The sequence below is a fragment of the Ningiella ruwaisensis genome, assembly GCF_004798935.1.
GTDB lineage: Bacteria > Pseudomonadota > Gammaproteobacteria > Enterobacterales > Alteromonadaceae > Glaciecola > Glaciecola ruwaisensis.
The window spans coordinates 112,083-129,799 of sequence record NZ_RAHT01000009.1 but is presented as its reverse complement, the minus strand read 5'-3'; the positions used below and the strand labels follow the sequence as shown (position 1 = coordinate 129,799).

The window sequence follows — 17,717 nt, the reverse complement described above, 5'->3', positions numbered from 1 at the left end:
ACTTATGGCCTTACCTTTTAAAAGGTTAACGCTGCAAAATAAAACGACAACTAAGCAAAACAACAACTAATTGAAGCGTGAGCACCTAAGCTTCGTGTTAGAATACATTTAGTATGTGCTTATCTGCGAGAAAGGAACTGTTTATGAAAAAATTATTAGCTACCTTATGCGTAACGGCGCTATTTTATGCGCCCAACAGCTATTCTCTCACCTATGATTCATCTATTTTAAACACCAAGAATTTTAGAAATACAACGTGCGACATTAAGGTCAACGGAGATATTGTTATTGACCAGGATAAAGTGACGATCACAGAACGCAACGCCGATATCATCATATTAACAGATAAAGGAAGCGCAAGCGTGAATGGTCAAACTTTAGCGCTTACAAGCGAAGAGCAAAGCTACGTTAAAGATTATGTTGATGGGATAAAGAGCGCCGTACCTCAAGCGATTGAGCTTGCTGCCAAGGCCATCGCTATTACCAATACGGCATTAACTGAAGTCTTTACTGGCTTACTTGGTGAAGATAGTCAACTGCCCAAAATGATAAATAAAAAGCTCAGCGATTTGCAGAATCTGCTCGAGGAGCAGGTATATCAAAAGCCTAATAGCTACACATTCAATCAAGCATTTTTTGGAAGTGACGGTGAGCTAAAAGGTGAGCTCGAGCAGTCTTTAAATTCGGCAGTTGAAGAAATTACGGCTACGGCGATGGGGGAATTTATGATGCTGCTTGGTAAAAGTATGATGAGCGGTGAAGGCAGCGCTAAAGACTTCCAGACAAGAATGGAAAACCTGGGCGACAACATTGAGTCTCAAATTACTGAGCAGTCTAAAGCGCTCGAAGACGACGCGAATCGACTTTGCGACACACTTCAGAAAGTTGATGACACAGAGAGTAATTTGCAAAAAATTAATGGTCTAAATAGGCTGGACTTTTTAAAGTTAACACAAAAATCGGCTTAGTCTAAAAAAGTTCGCAAGCTTATTTAAAGCGATGAAGCAGAGTTATGCACTCTGCTTTTTGCATTTTCAACAATATATTATTACAACAAGAGGCAATTGGCTTGAAGGTTTCAATCATAGGTCTTGGCTGGCTGGGACAAGGACTTGCCGATGAACTGTTGGCGAAAGGATATGAAGTAGCAGGCACAACGCGCTCTACAGAAAAGCAAAAGCGCCTAATACAATCAGGCATTGATACTTATTTATTCGACTTGTTTGAATCTGAGCCAGAGAAACAATTACCGCTCAGCCTTTTTAAAGATGCAATCGTAATTGTCAATATTGCGCCAGGCCGCAGAGACCTATCTAACCAGCTTGCTACAGCTAAAGGCGATAGAGCAGAGAGCTTTCAATCACGCATGCTTTCTTTAATCGAATATGCAATTGCCAGTAAAAGTCTGCACCTTTGTTTTGTTAGCACGACCTCAGTTTTCGGCAGTCAAGACGGTAGGCTTGCAGAAAAGTCTCAACTCAGCCCGGAGACGGCATCAGGGCGAGCCCACGCCTTTATTGAAAAACAAGCCATCAGTAATCATCCAAACAAGACAAGTGTATTACGGCTGGCAGGTCTTATTGGGCACGACCAAGATGGCGCGCTTAGGCATCCGGTGACGTCTCTAAGCAAGCGAGAGCGCATAGAAAATGGTGACCAGGTAGTAAATTTGGTTCATCGCGATGATGTGATAACGGCCCTTATCCGCATTATCAGTCGCGCTGAAAATAAGGCTGATGATCATGATTTAGATAATACAGTTTTTCAGCTTTGTTCGACTGAGCACCCCACCAGAGAGGATTATTACACTTGGGCGGCAGATACCCTCAATCTTCCTCGACCAAACTTTGTCAAAGATGACGAAGCCGAATCTGCGCAAATAACTAGCCAAGGAAAAAAAAGTAAAACCCTTGGTAAAATAATCGATGCCACTTTCACGCTAAATTGTTTAGGGATAGATCTGCGATATCCAAGTCCCTACGATATGCTGAAAAAATAAAGGCTGCGATTGCAGCCTTTTCGAGCAAATATTTATATCAGGTAGCTAAGTAACGAAACACCAAAATACTTTAACGCCACAGTATTAATAAAAATCACTGCCAAAATCACTGGAATAAAGGTTCCCAAACTAATATTCACGTATTTTTCCAATATACTGTGTTTAAAGTGTGGTGCGCCTTGGTCTAACTCTTCATTAAACTTCAGTTTTTTCCAGCGATAAATGACAAACAAACATATCAAAAGACCGTTAAGTGGAAGGATGGTGTCGTAAAACACATCATAAACGACATCAAAAAACGACTTATCTGCGCCAGCATAAGAGACAAAGCTTGTAAAAAACGCCACAAAACCAAAGGACAATGCGCAGGCGATGGAGAATATAACTAGCAAGAGCCCACATATTATAAGGGATGCTTTGCGCTTGATGCCTTTTTCGTCCATTAGGGCGGCAACAGGAACTTCAAATATAGATACCAGCGATGTAATGGCTGCAAAAAACACCAATAAAAAGAAAATACTGGCTACGATGCTAGCGCCTACATACCCGAGCGAAGTTTGCAGCTCCAAAAAGATTTGCGGCAAGTACGAGAAAATCATTGAAATCGATGATTCACTTAATTCATCGGGATTTACGTTAGGGTTAAATGAAAATATTGCCGGTAAAATCATGAGACCAGCGGTAAATGCCACAGCCGTGTCGGTTAAAGCGACTAATTTCGCGGAGCCCGGAAGGTCAGCACGTTTATCGATATAACTTCCATAGGTGATCATGATCCCCATTCCCAACGAAAGTGAGAAGAAGGCCTGAGATAAGGCACCATTGACTACCGCTGCATCTATTTTGTTAACGTCAGGGACTAGATAATATTCAACACCTGCCATTGCATTGTCGCGAGTTAACACAAAAACAACCAATGCCAGAAGCATAAAAAATAAAGATGGCATGAGAATTTTTGCTGCTTTTTCAATGCCTTCTTTTACCCCACCTTGAAGGATCAAGTAAACAACAGCGATGACGCCTGCCATGTAGATAAACAAATCGTAAGAGTTTATGAAGCTACCGAATGTCTCCGGCTGCGCCAGTAAATCAAGATTACCTATGAGCGATTCAAATAAGTAACCAAATATCCATACCGTGATAACCAGGTAAAATACGGCAATCATAAATGGAGTGATAATTGATAACCAACCAGCAAATCGCCAACCAGCGCTATTTCCTGAAAGTGAAGTGAGTGCTCCCAACGGGTCTTTCTGAGCCGCTCGACCTACTGTCATTTCTGCAATCATCACCGGCAGGCAAATAAAAAATACAAAAATGGCATACATGATTAAAAATGCGCCACCGCCATTTTTAGCCGCACCCACAGGAAAGCCAACTAAGTTACCAATCCCAACCGCTGACCCAGCAGCCGCTAAAATAAAGCCAAGTTTTGAGCCAAACTGCTCCCTAGAGCCTGCCATTTATTGTCCTTTTTAATTATTATTTTCGCTAAATGTTAACAGCCATTAACATAAAAGTCTCTAAACAAATTTTGCTCTACTCTCGGTTAAAAGCGCATTTATATAACGCGGTTTTTACCAATTTATCGTTTTTCCTTCCCAATCCAGATAAAAAGGAGAATCTTCTGGGTCCAGTGAAAGCGTGTGTTTGATCAGCTGCTCTACAGTAAAATCGGGCGTAAACAGTTTAGACGGTTTAACATTTGCCTGAAAAGGCTTTGACAACTCGGTGTCAACCGTTCCGGGGTGATAACACACCAACGCCGTATTAGGCGACCTGCGCTTATATTCCACCGCTGCGGTTTTCATAATCATATTGAGCGCGGCCTTAGAGGCTCGGTAGCCGTACCACCCGCCTAATCTATTTTCACTGATACTCCCAACTCTTGCACTAAATACGATAATAGTGGCCTTGTCTTTATTGATTATATTAACCGCGTGCTTAACCCAGATTGCAGGTACAATCGTGTTCACTCGAAAATACTCGCTTAACTGCTCTGCATTGATGTCTTCAAGGCGCTTTTCAGGCTTGAGCATAAGCTTTCCCGAGCTGTGTAACACACCGGTACAACATATAACATGAGTGAAGCGTTGCTTGCCTTTTTGCTCTTTCACAAATGCTTCAACCTTTGCCTCGCTCGATGAATCGAACACATGATGTTGATGCTTATCTGACAAAGGCGCAACATCACTACGTGATACTGAAACAAGACTATGCACATGCTCATCTTCATTTAACTGCTTTAGAAGGGCACTTGCGATGCCACCGCTAGCCCCAATAACTAGTACATTTGATTGCATATCTCTCCCGTTTTAAGCCAAAAGTGCGTTTGACATTTACTCCCAGTGTTACGCGCCTGGAGTCAAACGCTTGTTATCCAGCGCTCAGTATTTTTTCAGGCAGTTTGTCTCGCAACGTTTTTTACCCGTTAAGTAATACGAAATTTTGTAGCGATGCTTGGCAAACACCAGATAAAACTTATCTGCAACATGGCGAATAATCGGCCAACGCAAAGGCGCGTAGAGCCACCCATAACCAACTAAACTCCAGGCTCTATGAGTAACATCGAGCCCAACAATCAGTTCACCATCTTCTTCCATACCATGAATGCGATTGTTTAAGGCATCCCAATCCAAGTGTGGATAGCGTTTAGAAAAGTCATCAGCAGTAATATCCTCAAAGCGCAACTTTCCTTCTGTATTACGTTTTTTCAAATGGCGCATTTCAATGTCGCAAAGCGGACAGAGTCCGTCATAAAAAATCGTAAACGCCATATCAACTCCTACATCGTGAATAAATTAACTCTTGAAGTGTGTACGCTTTTTTTCTTATTACAGATGACTTGAAAACCTAAGCGCTTGCATACATGTATAAACTCCAATTTTAACCTGTAAAAGGAAGCTAACAATGGCTCATGAAACGATCACGCTTGGCGGTGGATGTTTTTGGTGTATAGAAAGTGCATTTAATCAGATTGAGGGTGTGGTAAGCGCTTACTCTGGATATGCAAACGGACATACAGATAATCCAAATTATGAACAAGTGTGTAGCGGCAACACTGGTTACGCTGAAGTGGTACAAGTTACTTTTGATGATGAGCAAATTAGTAGACGCGAAATCCTAGAAATCTTTTTTGCCCTGCATGATCCAACGCAACTTAATCGACAAGGCAATGATGTTGGCACACAGTATCGCTCTGGAATTTATTATAGCAACGATGCACAAAAGCATGATGCTGAAAAAATAATCAGTGAAATGCGTGATATGGACATGTGGCCAGAAAAAATCGTGACTGAAGTTGAAGCTCTAGGTAAGTACAAACAGGCCGAGGATTATCATCAGGACTACTTCAATAACAATCCGCAAAATGTATATTGCAATATGGTAGTGGCGCCGAAGCTGGCAAAGTTTAAAAAAACCTTTGCCAGTCGTTTAAAATCCCAGTAATAGAAAGCTAAAGCAATACTAAGTGACGCTTAATCAACGAGCTTTTAATTATAACGCCTTTACTTAAAATGTCTTTACTTGTAAAGACTTTACTTAAACCAGTCTGCTTGTAATGGTGTTTTGAAAATTAGAGGTGACATTCTCTCATACGGCAGTTTGTCAGCCTCACATTTTACATTTTTTAGATAATTAGCTTTCCACGGGTCATTAATAAGTACCAAGGTATCTTCGTCAACAAGCACTCCCTCTAACGAAGCGTTGTGCATTTTGTGCCAGCCGTTTTTTATCTCATTACAGTCCTGCAGACTATAGACTGTCTCAGGTAAGTCACCAAACGTAAAGCTAGGTGCAAAAAACGTAAGCGGGACGATGCGTGTTGGCTTTACACCGTCTAAATCCATGATCCATAACTCATTATCGTTTCGTGCGGCTGCAATCAGATATCCGTTTTGATTATTATCAGGATAGACAATATCCATACCGTTTATCGGGTGATTTCCTTCCTCAATTTGCGGTAAGTTTAAATTGGCATCTTTGGCTAAAATGAATGATTGGGTATTAAATAGTTCCTCATTTAAATTTACAAAGAAAACACGAGCATGCTGGTGATTATCTTTTTCCAGGCCAAGATACAACTTACCTTGTTTATCAACCGCTAAGCCTTCAATGCCGTCATTAGGGAAATTACCCACTTCATCTTCTTTCGCAAACTGAACTGGCCTGACACCGCTTATCAACAAACTCTCGTTTCGCATGGTAATTTCAACCAGCAAGCTAGGATAGTCTGTCGAACCGGTTTCACGATATTGCTCGATGCAGGCGGGACTTAGGGGCTGTGAGCGAGTTGCATCTTCAGTGACACTTATCCAGGTATTCGGCTTGCCCGGAAGCGCAACTAGCGCCTCAAAATCGGGTCTGTCTTGTAAATATGGGGCGAAACAACTTTCACTTAACGCTTCGGCAAGTTTTATTGGTCCAAACTTTTCCAAAATGAAAGATGATTGTCTGTCTATTAAATGCAGACGCTGAATTTGCGACTCATCTGCGCTTGCATCAGAGATACTTAGATATCCTTCTGGGTGAAATGCTAATCCAGATGTTTGAGGATTTAGCATTGAACTCCCATCTGACTCGCGTATCCACTGTCCATTAAGTACCAATGCAGGGGCGAGTTGGATCTCATTGCTCTTACTACAAACGGGTTTAGCTAGCATAAGCATGCTTAAGCCGACAATAGTGGTAAAAAAGTTTAACGAAGTTTTACAGTTTAAAGTGTACACCTAATAACTATCTCTTAATCAACATGTTATGCTTGGCTTGTGATGAACTTCATTATACGTAAAATTTTGTAAATTTGATGACAGATGTGGACTTAATGACAAAAAGTTCCGAAAAAAGCTTACCATTGATTATTCTTGGCCCGATGCTGCGACATGTTGACAACAACATTGTCACGCTTTATCTGGTGACAAGTAAGCAAGCGACATTGCACGGCAAACTTTTTGATGAAAACAAAGATGTTTTAGCGCTTGAAGAAGCGCAATGTGAACAACTTAGTTTTTGCGTCGGTAAACACTGCTATATCCATTTGCTGAGACTTAAACCCGAGATAGCGTTAAGAGCAAATGCTTTTTACGCCTACAATATTGATATTGAACTAGATAGTCATACTCAAGCACTTGACCAAGCCTTACCCGAACTCTTCGATTGTGAACAAAATACCGAGAAAAGCATTCCTTTTTACTTTGCAAAGAAATTAAATAATGTTCTTCACGGAAGCTGTCGTAAGGCACATTTTCATAAAAAGGACGCCCTGCCTGTTATATCGGAACTTTTAAAAGCCGAGTCTTCAAAAACTGATTATCCAGATTTACTGCTTTTAACGGGCGATCAGGTGTATGTCGATGACGTGGCAGGTCCCATGCTTTTTGCCATACATCAAGTGATTGATTTGCTGGGCTTGCATCATGAAAATTTTGAAGCAAGTGTAATAGCTAATTCACAAGAATTGCTGTTGCATGAACACAGCTTTTATGAACGCGAGCACTTATTTCCCGAAATTGAAGCGAACGAAAAACTCACAGATGCATTTTTTAAAGGTAAACGTAAGCCGGTATTTACCTCAGTCCATGCACATAATCATTTAATCGCCCTGAATGAAGTTATAGCCTTATATCTATTATCTTGGTCATCACGCTTATGGCCTTTCATTACTTTAGACAAACCTGATATCAAAGACGCGTATAAATCGCAGTATGAAAAAGAAAAAGACAATATCGTAAACTTTTGTGAAGGCTTGCCTGAGCTTGAGTATGGACTGGCGCGCATTCCCAGCTATATGATTTTTGATGATCACGACATTACTGACGATTGGAATCTTACCCGCGGATGGGAAGAACAGGTTTATGGCAATCCCTTTTCAAAGCGCATTGTCGGGAACGCACTTGCCGGCTATTTTCTCTTCCAGGGAATAGGTAATCCGGCAAGCAAACTAAAGCCATTGTTTGAAAGAGCAAAAGCCGTTTTCTGCGACGGTGGCTTTAATCAGCACAGCGAATTTATAGACACACTTTTTGATTTTGACCAATGGCACTATCAACTTAATACGACCCCTCCAATACAAGTATTAGATACGCGCACGCAGCGATGGCGCAGTGAATCAAATAAAAACAAACCTTCGGGTTTGATGGATTGGGAAGGTTTATGTGAATTGCAGCAGAATATTTTAGGCAAAGACTCGGTTATTATGGTGAGCGCAGCGCCGGTATACGGCGTTAAATTTATTGAAACCATTCAGCGTGTCTTTACCACTTTTGGTGGTGCCTTAATGGTTGATGCCGAGAATTGGATGGCGCATCGAGGCACGGCAAATGTCATGCTGAATATTTTTCGCCATATTAAAACGCCGCCTAATTTTATTATTTTATCTGGCGATGTACATTACTCCTTTGTGTATGATGTTTCTCTCAGGTTTAGGCGCAACAGCCCAAAAATTGTCCAGTTTACATGCTCGGGATTACATAACGAATTTCCTGAAAAGCTAATTCGATGGTTTGAGCGCATTAATCGATGGCTTTATGGACATCGCTCACCGCTTAACTGGTTAACAAAGCGCAGAAACATGTCGGTCAAGCAACGCAAGCCGGAAAACATAAAAGGTGATATCGTCAACACTTGTGCCATTGGTCTTTTACAGTTAGATGAAAAGGGGCATGAAAAGCAGTGCACTGTGATCTGTGCAGACGGCAAAAAGGTAGTGTTTACCCACGATGATTAAAGCATTTACCATAATAGATTTTAGAATATGATGACGAGATGTTATGACCGCTGACAAACGTATAGGTATTTTCTACGGTTCAACTACCTGTTACACAGAGATGGCCGGTGAAAAAATTCAGGCGAAGCTACAACAGCTTACCGGGCAGTCCATTGATATGTTTGACATCAAAGATACCCAACTGGCAAAATCCGCCGACTACGACATTATCATTTACGGTATTTCAACCTGGGACTTTGGTGAATTGCAGGAGGACTGGGAATCAAGCTGGGATGACATTTCAACGCTCAACCTAAGTGGAAAAACGGTTGCATTATATGGGCTTGGTGATCAACTCGGTTACGCTGACTGGTTTCAGGATGCATTGGGTATGCTACACGATGAACTGATTCTTCTGGGATGCGATATTATTGGATATTGGCCCACAGAAGGTTATGAATATACCGCATCAAAGGGGCAAACCGAAGATGGTGAGTATTTTGTTGGTTTGAGTCTTGATGATGAAAATCAATTCGATTTGAGCGACGAACGCATAGAAAAATGGTGTGAACAAATTGTCGCAGAGTGGCAAGCCAGCTAGGGCATATTAGTTATTACTGTGAACAAATTTCATACAGCGAAAACTAACACGCCCCAGAAAAAGCAATTTGTTAAAGAATTTTTTACTTTTCCCCCTATTCATTTTTGTGTGAATCGATATACTATGGGGAAGGTAATAGAAGAAGAGCTGTCAGAGAATGAAGAGAAAAAAGCATACAGCGGCGGATGATGACGCGCAAATTGACATGACACCGATGCTAGACATTGTGTTTATCATGTTGATATTTTTCATCGTTACAACCACCTTTTCATCAGAAAAAGGCTTAACGGCTAACCGTCCTAAAGACAATACGCCAACTAACCAACCGAGCAAGGCATTGTCTATCCGTATTGATGAGACAGGTCAGATTATGATGGGCGGACGCATAGTAGACATTCGCCGAGTGGTGGCAAACACCCAAACATATTTAGCTGAAAACGCGACTGAGACCGCAGCTATTCAGGCTCACGAATTAACTGAGCACGGAATAGTGGTAGAAGTAATGGATCAGGTAAAACTGGCGGGTATTACGAACGTATCGGTGTTAGTAAAGAAAGACTAGCCCTAGCTAACCATATTAGTATTTCAATAACCCCTAAGCGTTGACACATCATCGTTAGGGGTTATTTATTTATAAACCATGTGTTTATAAATGATTCTTAATCGCTGAGTATCATTTGGAGTCAGCTTGCGAGTTCGCTAAAAAGCTTTCTAGTATCTCATGAATGCCAGCCTGTACCTTTTGTGGACTTAAGCCCAGAAATTCAACAATACTTTTATTCATATGGCTTTGATCGCTAAAACCATATTCCAATGCTATTTCTGATAATTTCTCAGGTTCTTGAAGAAGTCTATTCAGCAAACTATTTACTCTTATTGTTTTGGCAAATGATTTTGGGCCTATGCCGCAACAAAACGTAAAATTTCTATGTAGTGTTCGTTCATTGACTTTGACTTGTTGTGCTAGCTCCTGAACTTTAACCACGCCTGAGTGTTCTTCAATCATCGACACCACCTCTACTACCTTGTCTTTAGGTCGATACTTCGGCAGATTGGACAGGATAGATTCCAGCTTTCGCGTTAGTTCGCTTGCCGTTTGCAATTTGGTATCCAAAAATCGCGGAACTGAATGGATGATATCGTTGATAGATAAGGTTTGATTATTCAATCGACTCACATCTATACCAAAGACCTCATACAAGCCGCTTGCCTGAAACTCGAGATTAAGCATAATTAAGTCGCCGCTAAAGCGTGCTCTGATGTCTTGTCGTGTAATTTGACCAGCAATCGCCAAATTACCATCAACACTAGAATCAAAAATTAATTTTTCACCTGTATAGCCTTGCCAATTGCCTCTCAATACCCAGCCCAAATAGCAATACCCAGTCGCACTTACTGGGATTGTGATATCAATTTCTTTGCCAGCCATTGCAATTAAAGCTCGCCTGAAATGCTTCTGCAGTCCATCTGGTAGCAATGCAGGCTCAAACATGGATTTCATAAGAATGTCCGATTTTTACAATATTGAAGAATAGACAAGCAATACACTATTTTAATAATCGATATTGTTATGTGTTCTAAGGTATCCCAATCCGACCAAAAATAACACAGACAAATCATTTCTAATAAGTTTTTAAAGGACTAAACCAATGAGCCAACAAGTCTTCAAATATGGCCTCACAATATTAAGCTTAATCATTTTACTTGCCGCCTGTCGCAGCGATAGTAACGATGCCGAAACAAATGATCCGCTCGCTCCTCCTATTGATCCACCTGATACCGTTGCGCCAGTCATTTCTTTGGTAGGAGAAGCATCTTTAACGATAGAAGCAGGCGAAACCTATGAAGACGAGGGTGCTACAGCAAGTGATAACATAGACGGTGATATTAGTGAAAATATAGATATTGAAGGCCAAGTTAATACTTCACGGCTGGGAATTTATGAGTTGACTTATACTGTCAGCGATGCCGCAGGAAATGCGGCTACACCGGTAATTAGGAGCGTGGCCGTTGTAGATAGCATAGCGCCCGTCATATCTCTTATAGGTGAATCGAGTGAAGAGATAGAATTGGGTGATGATTACAATGATCAGGGAGCGACAGCAATGGATAGCTTTGAGGGAGATTTGAGCGCTGATATTCAAGTCAGCGGAAACGTTGATACAAGCATTATCGGTACCTACACATTGGAATATGATGTGAGTGATAGTAGCGGGAATGCAGCGCAAACGATAACGCGGACGATCATTGTTACTGACTCTGTCCCACCTTCACTCGTATCAAGCGTACCACAAAATAATGCCAACGATGTTTCTACCGATATTGCAGTGAGACTCGTTTTCAGCGAGGTGTTGGCCCTTGATTCCATTGATAATACAAGCATTAAACTGATGGACGAAAGCATGCTTCCCATCGAGGTTGAAGTCTCACTGATGGAAAACACAGTAACTGTAATTCCTGACGATGTATTGTTGAGCAATACCCGCTATTCCCTGGAAATTACTTCTGAGGTAAGCGATACCGCTGGTAACACCATAGAAGAACCAATACTTATAACTTTTACTACGGAGGATGCAGAACAAACTGACGTCAAACTGGAACTGATTAACTCTCCGGGAGCGCCCGCGCGCGACCCCGTTTCTATCGGAAATGAGAATGGCAATGTCATTGCGCTTTGGGGCCAGGACGGTGCGATTTTTAGTAATCATTATTCGCAAGACAATGGTTGGTCGGACCCAGTTCAAGTAAATGCGCCGGAGACTTTCCCTCGCACTGCTAATTTGGACTTGGCAATTAATTCAAGCGGAAACGGCTTTGCTATCTGGCAAGAAACAGTTTTAGTGAATTCCTCTATAGAAATTCACATAATGACCTCTTCTTTTGACCTTAATTCGGGCTGGGCAGAACCTCATAGAATTAACGTAAACGATAGTGGAAATCAAAGTAGTCCACCACAGCACAAGATTGCAATGGATGCTCAAGGGAATGCAACCGCAATATGGACCTTTGATGGTACCGTACAGGTCTCAGAATACGATCATCTAACTGAGTCATGGGGTGCGCCTTTATTACTGAGCCAACCGATTGTTAGTGGAACAGAGATTTCAAATGTCTCAACGGGAATTGATGTTGAAGTAAACGGAAGCGGAGACAGGATTGTGGCGTTTGTTATTGATAATCTACAGGTAATGGGAAGCAATGACCTTAGCAACTTTACTATGTTGCAAAAAGATGTAGCAAGCACTGTTGTAGGACAATATATCAGTGTTTCAGTTACCGAATCCGGCGATGCATTCGTAGCCTTTACTCAACGCCTCGATGGAGAGGTCGCAGAGCTTGCTTATATTAACCAGTATATTGAGGCTTCAGGTTGGAGTGGCGCAGTATCCTTGCATAGTCAAGATACTGGAGGCGCTATCCTACCCAAGCTTGCATCAACGAGTGACTACGCTGTTGCTTCGTGGGTGCAGCAAAGTGGAAGCGAGATAAACGCATATGCTAGCGTCTGGAGTAATCAAACCGGTTGGCAAGATGCAATTTTACTGGAGGACTTAAACGGTCAACTGAATATCGAAAACAGCTTAGGTGTTTCAATTGACATGAATACTGACCATGATGCACTTATTGCATGGGTGCAGACTGTAGAATTGGAAAACGCTGAATTTGGCGAAAGAATACTTTATGTGACCAGAAGTTTGAATAGTGATGCACCATGGTCCACACCCGCTACTTTGATGCAAGATACAAACAACGCAAGCATTTCGCAAGTAAGCGTGAGTTTGGCAACAAACCGTGAGATGGTATTTGTGTCGCAGATATTAGAGGCAGGTTTACTAAATATTCAAAGCCATATCGTGAATCGTGAGTAAGCCTGTAATCAGGCTTACTCCTATCCCGCCATTTTGATATTAAACCGGAAATTCCAGCGGAGCTAACATATACGAGCAAAACCTCACGGTATCACGGTTGCCTATCGTCAGGCCTCTCTTGCCTCTCTTTATAAAGCACATAAAAAATGCTGCATAAATTAGTAATATTAAAAATAGTTCCAAAAATACTGCCCACAAGGATTGCATAAACTAATCCAAGTCCTTCGGCCAGTATAAACCAGCGACGCACCTGTGCAGCCTGCGTGAAAATGATTGAGCCAACCGTAAATATCATGGAAGATGTGTAAGCGATAATGATGATCCAGGGGCTATCTAAATAAAACCATTCATAAGAAAAGAACGCGATGTTCAATACCACAAACATGGCCAAGATGGGGTTGCCGCGATAATAAATGGCGATGAGATTTCTGACGCTTGCCAACGCCGTACCGATCCCGGCTGCCAGAGCGCCTAAGAGAAAAAAATGGATGCTGACGGCCGCTAATGCGATGGCGGATATAAAGCGATATCGATTGATATCACTTTGTCGATAACCAATAAAATTGAACACAACAGCCACTGCGCCAAAAATTTCAGCAACCAACACTTGCTGACCTGCACTGACTCCGCCTGCAAAAAAATTATCGAAAATTGAAGTACCTAAAAACAAGGCTTCCAAGAATACACACCCTCTTTCGTTAAAAGGATGCGTATTATGCGGTTTTCAGCCTTAATTGCCAGCCATATTACCAACAAACAGTTTAGGAAATTTTTTGTCTCGCAAACCACTCGTCATAAGAAATGCTGTACGATTCGTCCATGCAATCCGCAGGGTAGGCATAAAGACCGAACTTTTCACCTTCTTGATGCGTGAGGACCACTGCAAATTTGGGCATACTTTTTAATTCTTTGTGCATAGGATCCCATATGGGAACATGATAGTTACCAAGCGCTAATATGGGCACATTAAATCCGTTGATCACTGAGTAATGATCAGCAACGGGATTAGGAATGACAGCATAAACACAGTGAAATGGGATATTCACTTGCACACCGTCCCACCAAAACTTTTCCACTTTCACGCGGTTGAATAATGCACGGGTTGAAGCTGGGATCATATCTTTCATATTCAGTACCTAGCAGTTGTGGGAATCTATAGTTACTGTATCCGCATTTTTTGCGGTTTGCTTTAGAGATAAATCGGGCTTTTGTGCTTAATTTCTAGCTTACAGTGCTCAAGGTAAAATAACAGTCAAATATTTAAAAAACTTGCAAACCGATCATTTGATTGGCAACTTGATGAGGAGGAACCGGAATATATTTCGCCAGAGCTCCCTTCATAACGGGGGATAAAAATCGAAGGATTTTTAAGGCTATAGACTCCCCTCGTCTTGTTTCTTTGCGTTTGCCGTCTAGTAACGGTGGTCTTACTGCGGCGGCATTATTAAGTTGGGGCATGGTGAGTATGGCGTTTTCTACTTCGCCTTTCACTCGTAAATAAAAGTTTTTACTTTTTGCGTTTGCCCCTAACGATGAAATCCACACAAAGCTTTTCGCGCGCTGCGCACGAGCCAGTTGCGCTGATACGTGCACAAATTCAAAGTCCACTCGCCTGAACGCTTTTCGGCTACCCGCCTTTTTTATCGTCGTCCCTAAACAACAATAAACATGATCGACAGAAAAATATCCCTGGTAGTCCTGAAGCTCATCAAAATTGATAACCAAAGGATGGAGCTTATTTAAAGGGTCGTGATAATCCGCTTTTGACAATGGCGCTCTCACAAGACAAGTGATGCGCTCATACCGGTCATCTTGACACAGTTGATTGACTAAGGCCTTTCCTACCAAGCCTGTTGCCCCTAATACAATTGCTGTGTATTGTTTTGTCATTTGATTATTTGTTCTCTTGACCAAGATTTAGGTTTTACCAGTAAAAACCGCCCTGGATTTAAAATTCTGTGATAATCTCAATTCGGAATAAGAAATTCTGTCGCAACTTTTAATTTTTATATTCGTTTCAATTCTTGAGGACAGTTTCTTTTTCTGCTTGGAGCTTAAAACAACTCTGCTCCTCATATTTTGGTTTAATTATAAGAATAAGCATATCTCTATGAATCACTCTTTTAATCTATTAGCTATCACACATACCTCAATTAATCACATTCAAGCTCCTTCCAGTGTTTGTAACAATACGTTAGGTTTGCGAAGAAAGCGCAATTTCACTTTTATTTTGACCGGCTCATTGCTCGTCTGTTTATTATTAATCGCAAATCCTGCAAGCGCAAACGATGACCAGGCTAAGGCCGAAACAGCTCAAAACGCAGCATTGAGTATCAAGAGAATAATGCAATCTCCAGCATTGTCGGGGCATTCACCAAAGAATATAAAGCTCAGTCCTGATGGAAAAAGGGTGACGTTTACCCGTGGCAAAGAAAGTGATCAGAATCGCTATGATTTATGGGAATACCACATCGCCAGCGGGAAAACACAACTGCTATTTGATTCTGATGATCTTCACACTGGCGAAGAAGCACTATCTGATGAGGAAAAAGCCCGTAGGGAACGTATGCGTGTATATGGCAGTGGCATTATTGATTATCAATGGTCAAGTGATGGCAATTCGCTTTTATTTCCGCTTGCAGGAGATGTTTACTATTTTCAGTTAGGCCAACAACAGGCAATAAAACTGGTAGACACGCCTGAATTTGAAACTGATATTAAATTTTCTCCTAAAGGCAACTATATTTCTTTTATTCGCGAGCAAAATTTATATGCAATGGATATAGAAACCAAGCAAGAAATCGCCATCACAAGCCAAGGCGGTGGTGATATTAAAATGGGAATGGCTGAGTTTGTCGCTCAGGAAGAAATGTCCCGAATGACTGGGTATTGGTGGTCTCCCGATGAACAGCATATTGCATTTACCAAAGTTGATGAATCGTCGGTCTTAACGATTACGCGTTCGGAAATTTACGCTGACTCCATAAAAATGATAGAGCAAAAATACCCTAAAGCCGGAACGAATAACGTCAACATCGAGCTTGGTTTAAAACAGATTGAGAAGACAAATCAACAATTGACTGTGGGCGACACAAGCTGGATTGAATTAGGTGAAAACGCTGATATCTACCTGGCGCGGGTGAAATGGAAAAATCCCTCAAATTTGACTTATCAAGTGCAGTCGCGTAATCAGCAACAACTTACCCTGATGAACTACAGTCTTGCAAATGAACAAACTACCGTGCTAATCAATGAGTCAAGCCCAACCTGGTTAAACTTGCACGATGACCTGCTGTTTTTAGAAAATGGACAATTCATTTGGGCATCAGAGAAAGACGGATATAAACATCTTTATTTGCATGATGCTTCTGGTGAGATAATTACTCAACTGACTGAAGGCAGTTGGGTCGTTGATAGGATCAGAGGCTTTCATCAAGCTTCTCAAATGCTCTTTTTCGAAGGCAGGCTAGACACCCCGCTTGAAAAGCATATTTATGCTCTTAATGTCGAGACGGCCCGTCAATCGGCAAAAAGCGCAACAAAAATATCAATCAAGCGCTTAAGTGAAGCTGGTTTTTATCACGACGCCAGCTTTAGCGATGACGCAAGTATTTTTGTTAATAAACGCTCCAATATAAACACACCACCACAAGTTGCTATTTACAACAAGGAAGGCGAAATGCTGGAGTGGCTTGAACAGAACGAAGTGAACGATGACCATCCGCTTAAACCCTATATGCAGGCATGGATAAAGCCTTCATTTGGAACTATCAAAGCGCAAGACGGAACAGATTTGTACTATCGCTTATATACTCCACGCCAGCGCACTGATCAAGGTTCGGAACAAAAATCTGACAAACGTCCAGCGATTGTTTACCTATATGGTGGGCCTCTCGCTCAAATGGTGACAAATCAGTGGGCAGGCAAACGCGGCTTATTAATGCAACACTGGGTCAACAAAGGCTACGTTGTCTTTACCCTTAATAATCGTGGCTCTAATTATCGCGGAAAAGCGTTCGAAGACCACTTGTATCAGAAAATGGGTTTTGTAGAAGTGGACGATCAGGTAGCGGGTGTTGAGTTTTTGCATAGCCTTGAATATGTAGATGCAAATAATATTGGTGTTTACGGGCATTCATACGGGGGCTATATGGCATTAATGGCTATGTTTAAAGCGCCTGATTATTTTGCGGCTGGCGTTGCAGGCGCACCGGTAACTGACTGGCGTTTGTATGATACGCACTATACAGAGCGATACATGGGCGACCCTCGTGAGGTGGACGATGCCTATACGGCTTCCAGTGTCTTTCCCTATGCTAAAAACCTTAAGGGGGACTTGCTTATCTACCACGGCATGGCTGATGATAACGTGCTGTTTACACATTCCACCAAACTGTATAAACACTTGCAAGATTTAGCGATTCCCTTTCATACCATGGACTATCCAGGCAAAAAACATAGCATCAGAGGAACAAATACCGGCATTCATTTGTATCATACTATTACTAACTTTTTCGATACCCACCTGGATAACTGAAACTT

At 41.7% G+C, this 17,717-nt stretch carries 16 protein-coding genes; 8 read left to right on the top strand and 8 right to left on the bottom strand.

All coding sequences use genetic code 11. The features are described from left to right. Positions 1 to 143 precede the first annotated feature (143 nt). Both D6V41_RS16505 and D6V41_RS16500 read left to right on the top strand, forming a co-directional pair. Entirely contained in the window at positions 144 to 968 is an 825-nt protein-coding gene (locus tag D6V41_RS16505; RefSeq protein ID WP_168711069.1) for a DUF2884 family protein, read from the top strand. 101 nt (positions 969 to 1,069) lie between these two features. Further along, positions 1,070 to 1,999: an NAD-dependent epimerase/dehydratase family protein gene (locus D6V41_RS16500; RefSeq protein WP_168711068.1), complete on the top strand. Its 930-nt coding sequence runs from the start codon at positions 1,070 to 1,072 to the stop codon at positions 1,997 to 1,999. Positions 2,000 to 2,031: 32 nt separating this feature from the next. On the opposite strand, the gene D6V41_RS16495 is transcribed toward D6V41_RS16500, so the two are convergent. The 3 genes from D6V41_RS16495 to D6V41_RS16485 all read right to left on the bottom strand — a co-directional run bounded on the left by D6V41_RS16495 (position 2,032) and on the right by D6V41_RS16485 (position 4,776). Then, a complete protein-coding gene (locus D6V41_RS16495; RefSeq protein WP_136252643.1) occupies positions 2,032 to 3,462 on the bottom strand; it encodes a sodium-dependent transporter in 1,431 nt (476 codons plus the stop codon). Between the two features lie 114 nt (positions 3,463 to 3,576). Beyond that, positions 3,577 to 4,302 carry an SDR family NAD(P)-dependent oxidoreductase gene (locus D6V41_RS16490; RefSeq protein ID WP_136252642.1) on the bottom strand — a complete coding sequence of 242 codons (726 nt, stop codon included), beginning with the start codon at positions 4,300 to 4,302 and terminating at the stop codon, positions 3,577 to 3,579. 84 nt (positions 4,303 to 4,386) lie between these two features. Continuing rightward, positions 4,387 to 4,776, bottom strand: coding sequence for a thiol-disulfide oxidoreductase DCC family protein (locus tag D6V41_RS16485; protein ID WP_136252641.1), 390 nt, complete (start codon positions 4,774 to 4,776; stop codon positions 4,387 to 4,389). A gap of 133 nt (positions 4,777 to 4,909) precedes the next feature. Between D6V41_RS16485 and msrA the strand changes: the two genes are divergently transcribed. Further along, positions 4,910 to 5,449, top strand: a complete 540-nt coding sequence (msrA, locus tag D6V41_RS16480; RefSeq protein WP_136252640.1) for a peptide-methionine (S)-S-oxide reductase MsrA — start codon at positions 4,910 to 4,912, stop codon at positions 5,447 to 5,449. A gap of 89 nt (positions 5,450 to 5,538) precedes the next feature. Here msrA and D6V41_RS16475 read toward each other — a convergent pair whose 3' ends face one another. After that, positions 5,539 to 6,663 carry a hypothetical protein gene (locus D6V41_RS16475; protein ID WP_136252639.1) on the bottom strand — a complete coding sequence of 375 codons (1,125 nt, stop codon included), beginning with the start codon at positions 6,661 to 6,663 and terminating at the stop codon, positions 5,539 to 5,541. A 161-nt stretch (positions 6,664 to 6,824) separates the two neighbouring features. Between D6V41_RS16475 and D6V41_RS16470 the strand changes: the two genes are divergently transcribed. The 3 genes from D6V41_RS16470 (at position 6,825) to D6V41_RS16460 (ending at position 9,868) form a co-directional block, all read left to right on the top strand. Next, complete coding sequence (locus tag D6V41_RS16470; RefSeq protein WP_136252638.1) at positions 6,825 to 8,726, top strand: metallophosphoesterase family protein; 1,902 nt, start codon at positions 6,825 to 6,827, stop codon at positions 8,724 to 8,726. Positions 8,727 to 8,769: 43 nt separating this feature from the next. Then, a complete protein-coding gene (gene fldB, locus D6V41_RS16465; protein WP_136252637.1) occupies positions 8,770 to 9,306 on the top strand; it encodes a flavodoxin FldB in 537 nt (178 codons plus the stop codon). Positions 9,307 to 9,463: 157 nt separating this feature from the next. After that, a complete protein-coding gene (locus D6V41_RS16460) occupies positions 9,464 to 9,868 on the top strand; it encodes an ExbD/TolR family protein (protein ID WP_136252636.1) in 405 nt (134 codons plus the stop codon). Between the two features lie 111 nt (positions 9,869 to 9,979). Here the strand turns inward: D6V41_RS16460 and D6V41_RS16455 are convergent, their stop codons facing one another. Further along, on the bottom strand, positions 9,980 to 10,807 hold the full coding sequence (locus tag D6V41_RS16455; protein WP_136252635.1) for a helix-turn-helix domain-containing protein: 828 nt from the start codon (positions 10,805 to 10,807) through the stop codon (positions 9,980 to 9,982). Between the two features lie 148 nt (positions 10,808 to 10,955). On the opposite strand from D6V41_RS16455, the gene D6V41_RS16450 reads away from it, so the two are divergent. Then, entirely contained in the window at positions 10,956 to 13,175 is a 2,220-nt protein-coding gene (locus D6V41_RS16450) for an immunoglobulin-like domain-containing protein (RefSeq protein ID WP_136252634.1), read from the top strand. A 91-nt stretch (positions 13,176 to 13,266) separates the two neighbouring features. Here D6V41_RS16450 and D6V41_RS16445 read toward each other — a convergent pair whose 3' ends face one another. The 3 genes from D6V41_RS16445 to D6V41_RS16435 form a co-directional block, all read right to left on the bottom strand. Then, the gene (locus tag D6V41_RS16445; protein WP_136252674.1) at positions 13,267 to 13,782 is read right to left on the bottom strand and encodes a YgjV family protein; all 516 of its coding nucleotides are present in this window, start codon (positions 13,780 to 13,782) and stop codon (positions 13,267 to 13,269) included. Between the two features lie 154 nt (positions 13,783 to 13,936). Beyond that, positions 13,937 to 14,302, bottom strand: a complete 366-nt coding sequence (locus D6V41_RS16440; RefSeq protein ID WP_136252633.1) for a hypothetical protein — start codon at positions 14,300 to 14,302, stop codon at positions 13,937 to 13,939. Positions 14,303 to 14,435: 133 nt separating this feature from the next. Further along, positions 14,436 to 15,065 (bottom strand): NAD(P)H-binding protein, encoded by a 630-nt coding sequence (locus tag D6V41_RS16435; protein ID WP_136252632.1) that lies wholly within the window; start codon positions 15,063 to 15,065, stop codon positions 14,436 to 14,438. 454 nt (positions 15,066 to 15,519) lie between these two features. Here D6V41_RS16435 and D6V41_RS16430 point away from each other — a divergent pair, with 454 nt between their 5' ends. Next, positions 15,520 to 17,712 (top strand): S9 family peptidase, encoded by a 2,193-nt coding sequence (locus tag D6V41_RS16430; protein ID WP_241664580.1) that lies wholly within the window; start codon positions 15,520 to 15,522, stop codon positions 17,710 to 17,712. The last annotated feature ends 5 nt before the right edge of the window (positions 17,713 to 17,717 follow it).

Excerpts from the sequence above, each read along its gene's own strand:
- D6V41_RS16505 (WP_168711069.1), top strand. The coding sequence starts at position 144 with ATGAAAAAATTATTAGCTACCTTATGCGTAACGGCGCTATTTTATGCG.
- D6V41_RS16495 (WP_136252643.1), bottom strand. The coding sequence starts at position 3,462 with ATGGCAGGCTCTAGGGAGCAGTTTGGCTCAAAACTTGGCTTTATTTTA.
- D6V41_RS16490 (WP_136252642.1), bottom strand. The coding sequence starts at position 4,302 with ATGCAATCAAATGTACTAGTTATTGGGGCTAGCGGTGGCATCGCAAGT.
- D6V41_RS16485 (WP_136252641.1), bottom strand. The coding sequence starts at position 4,776 with ATGGCGTTTACGATTTTTTATGACGGACTCTGTCCGCTTTGCGACATT.
- msrA (WP_136252640.1), top strand. The coding sequence starts at position 4,910 with ATGGCTCATGAAACGATCACGCTTGGCGGTGGATGTTTTTGGTGTATA.
- D6V41_RS16475 (WP_136252639.1), bottom strand. The coding sequence starts at position 6,663 with ATGCTAGCTAAACCCGTTTGTAGTAAGAGCAATGAGATCCAACTCGCC.
- D6V41_RS16470 (WP_136252638.1), top strand. The coding sequence starts at position 6,825 with ATGACAAAAAGTTCCGAAAAAAGCTTACCATTGATTATTCTTGGCCCG.
- fldB (WP_136252637.1), top strand. The coding sequence starts at position 8,770 with ATGACCGCTGACAAACGTATAGGTATTTTCTACGGTTCAACTACCTGT.
- D6V41_RS16460 (WP_136252636.1), top strand. The coding sequence starts at position 9,464 with ATGAAGAGAAAAAAGCATACAGCGGCGGATGATGACGCGCAAATTGAC.
- D6V41_RS16455 (WP_136252635.1), bottom strand. The coding sequence starts at position 10,807 with ATGAAATCCATGTTTGAGCCTGCATTGCTACCAGATGGACTGCAGAAG.
- D6V41_RS16450 (WP_136252634.1), top strand. The coding sequence starts at position 10,956 with ATGAGCCAACAAGTCTTCAAATATGGCCTCACAATATTAAGCTTAATC.
- D6V41_RS16440 (WP_136252633.1), bottom strand. The coding sequence starts at position 14,302 with ATGAAAGATATGATCCCAGCTTCAACCCGTGCATTATTCAACCGCGTG.
- D6V41_RS16435 (WP_136252632.1), bottom strand. The coding sequence starts at position 15,065 with ATGACAAAACAATACACAGCAATTGTATTAGGGGCAACAGGCTTGGTA.
- D6V41_RS16430 (WP_241664580.1), top strand. The coding sequence starts at position 15,520 with ATGCAATCTCCAGCATTGTCGGGGCATTCACCAAAGAATATAAAGCTC.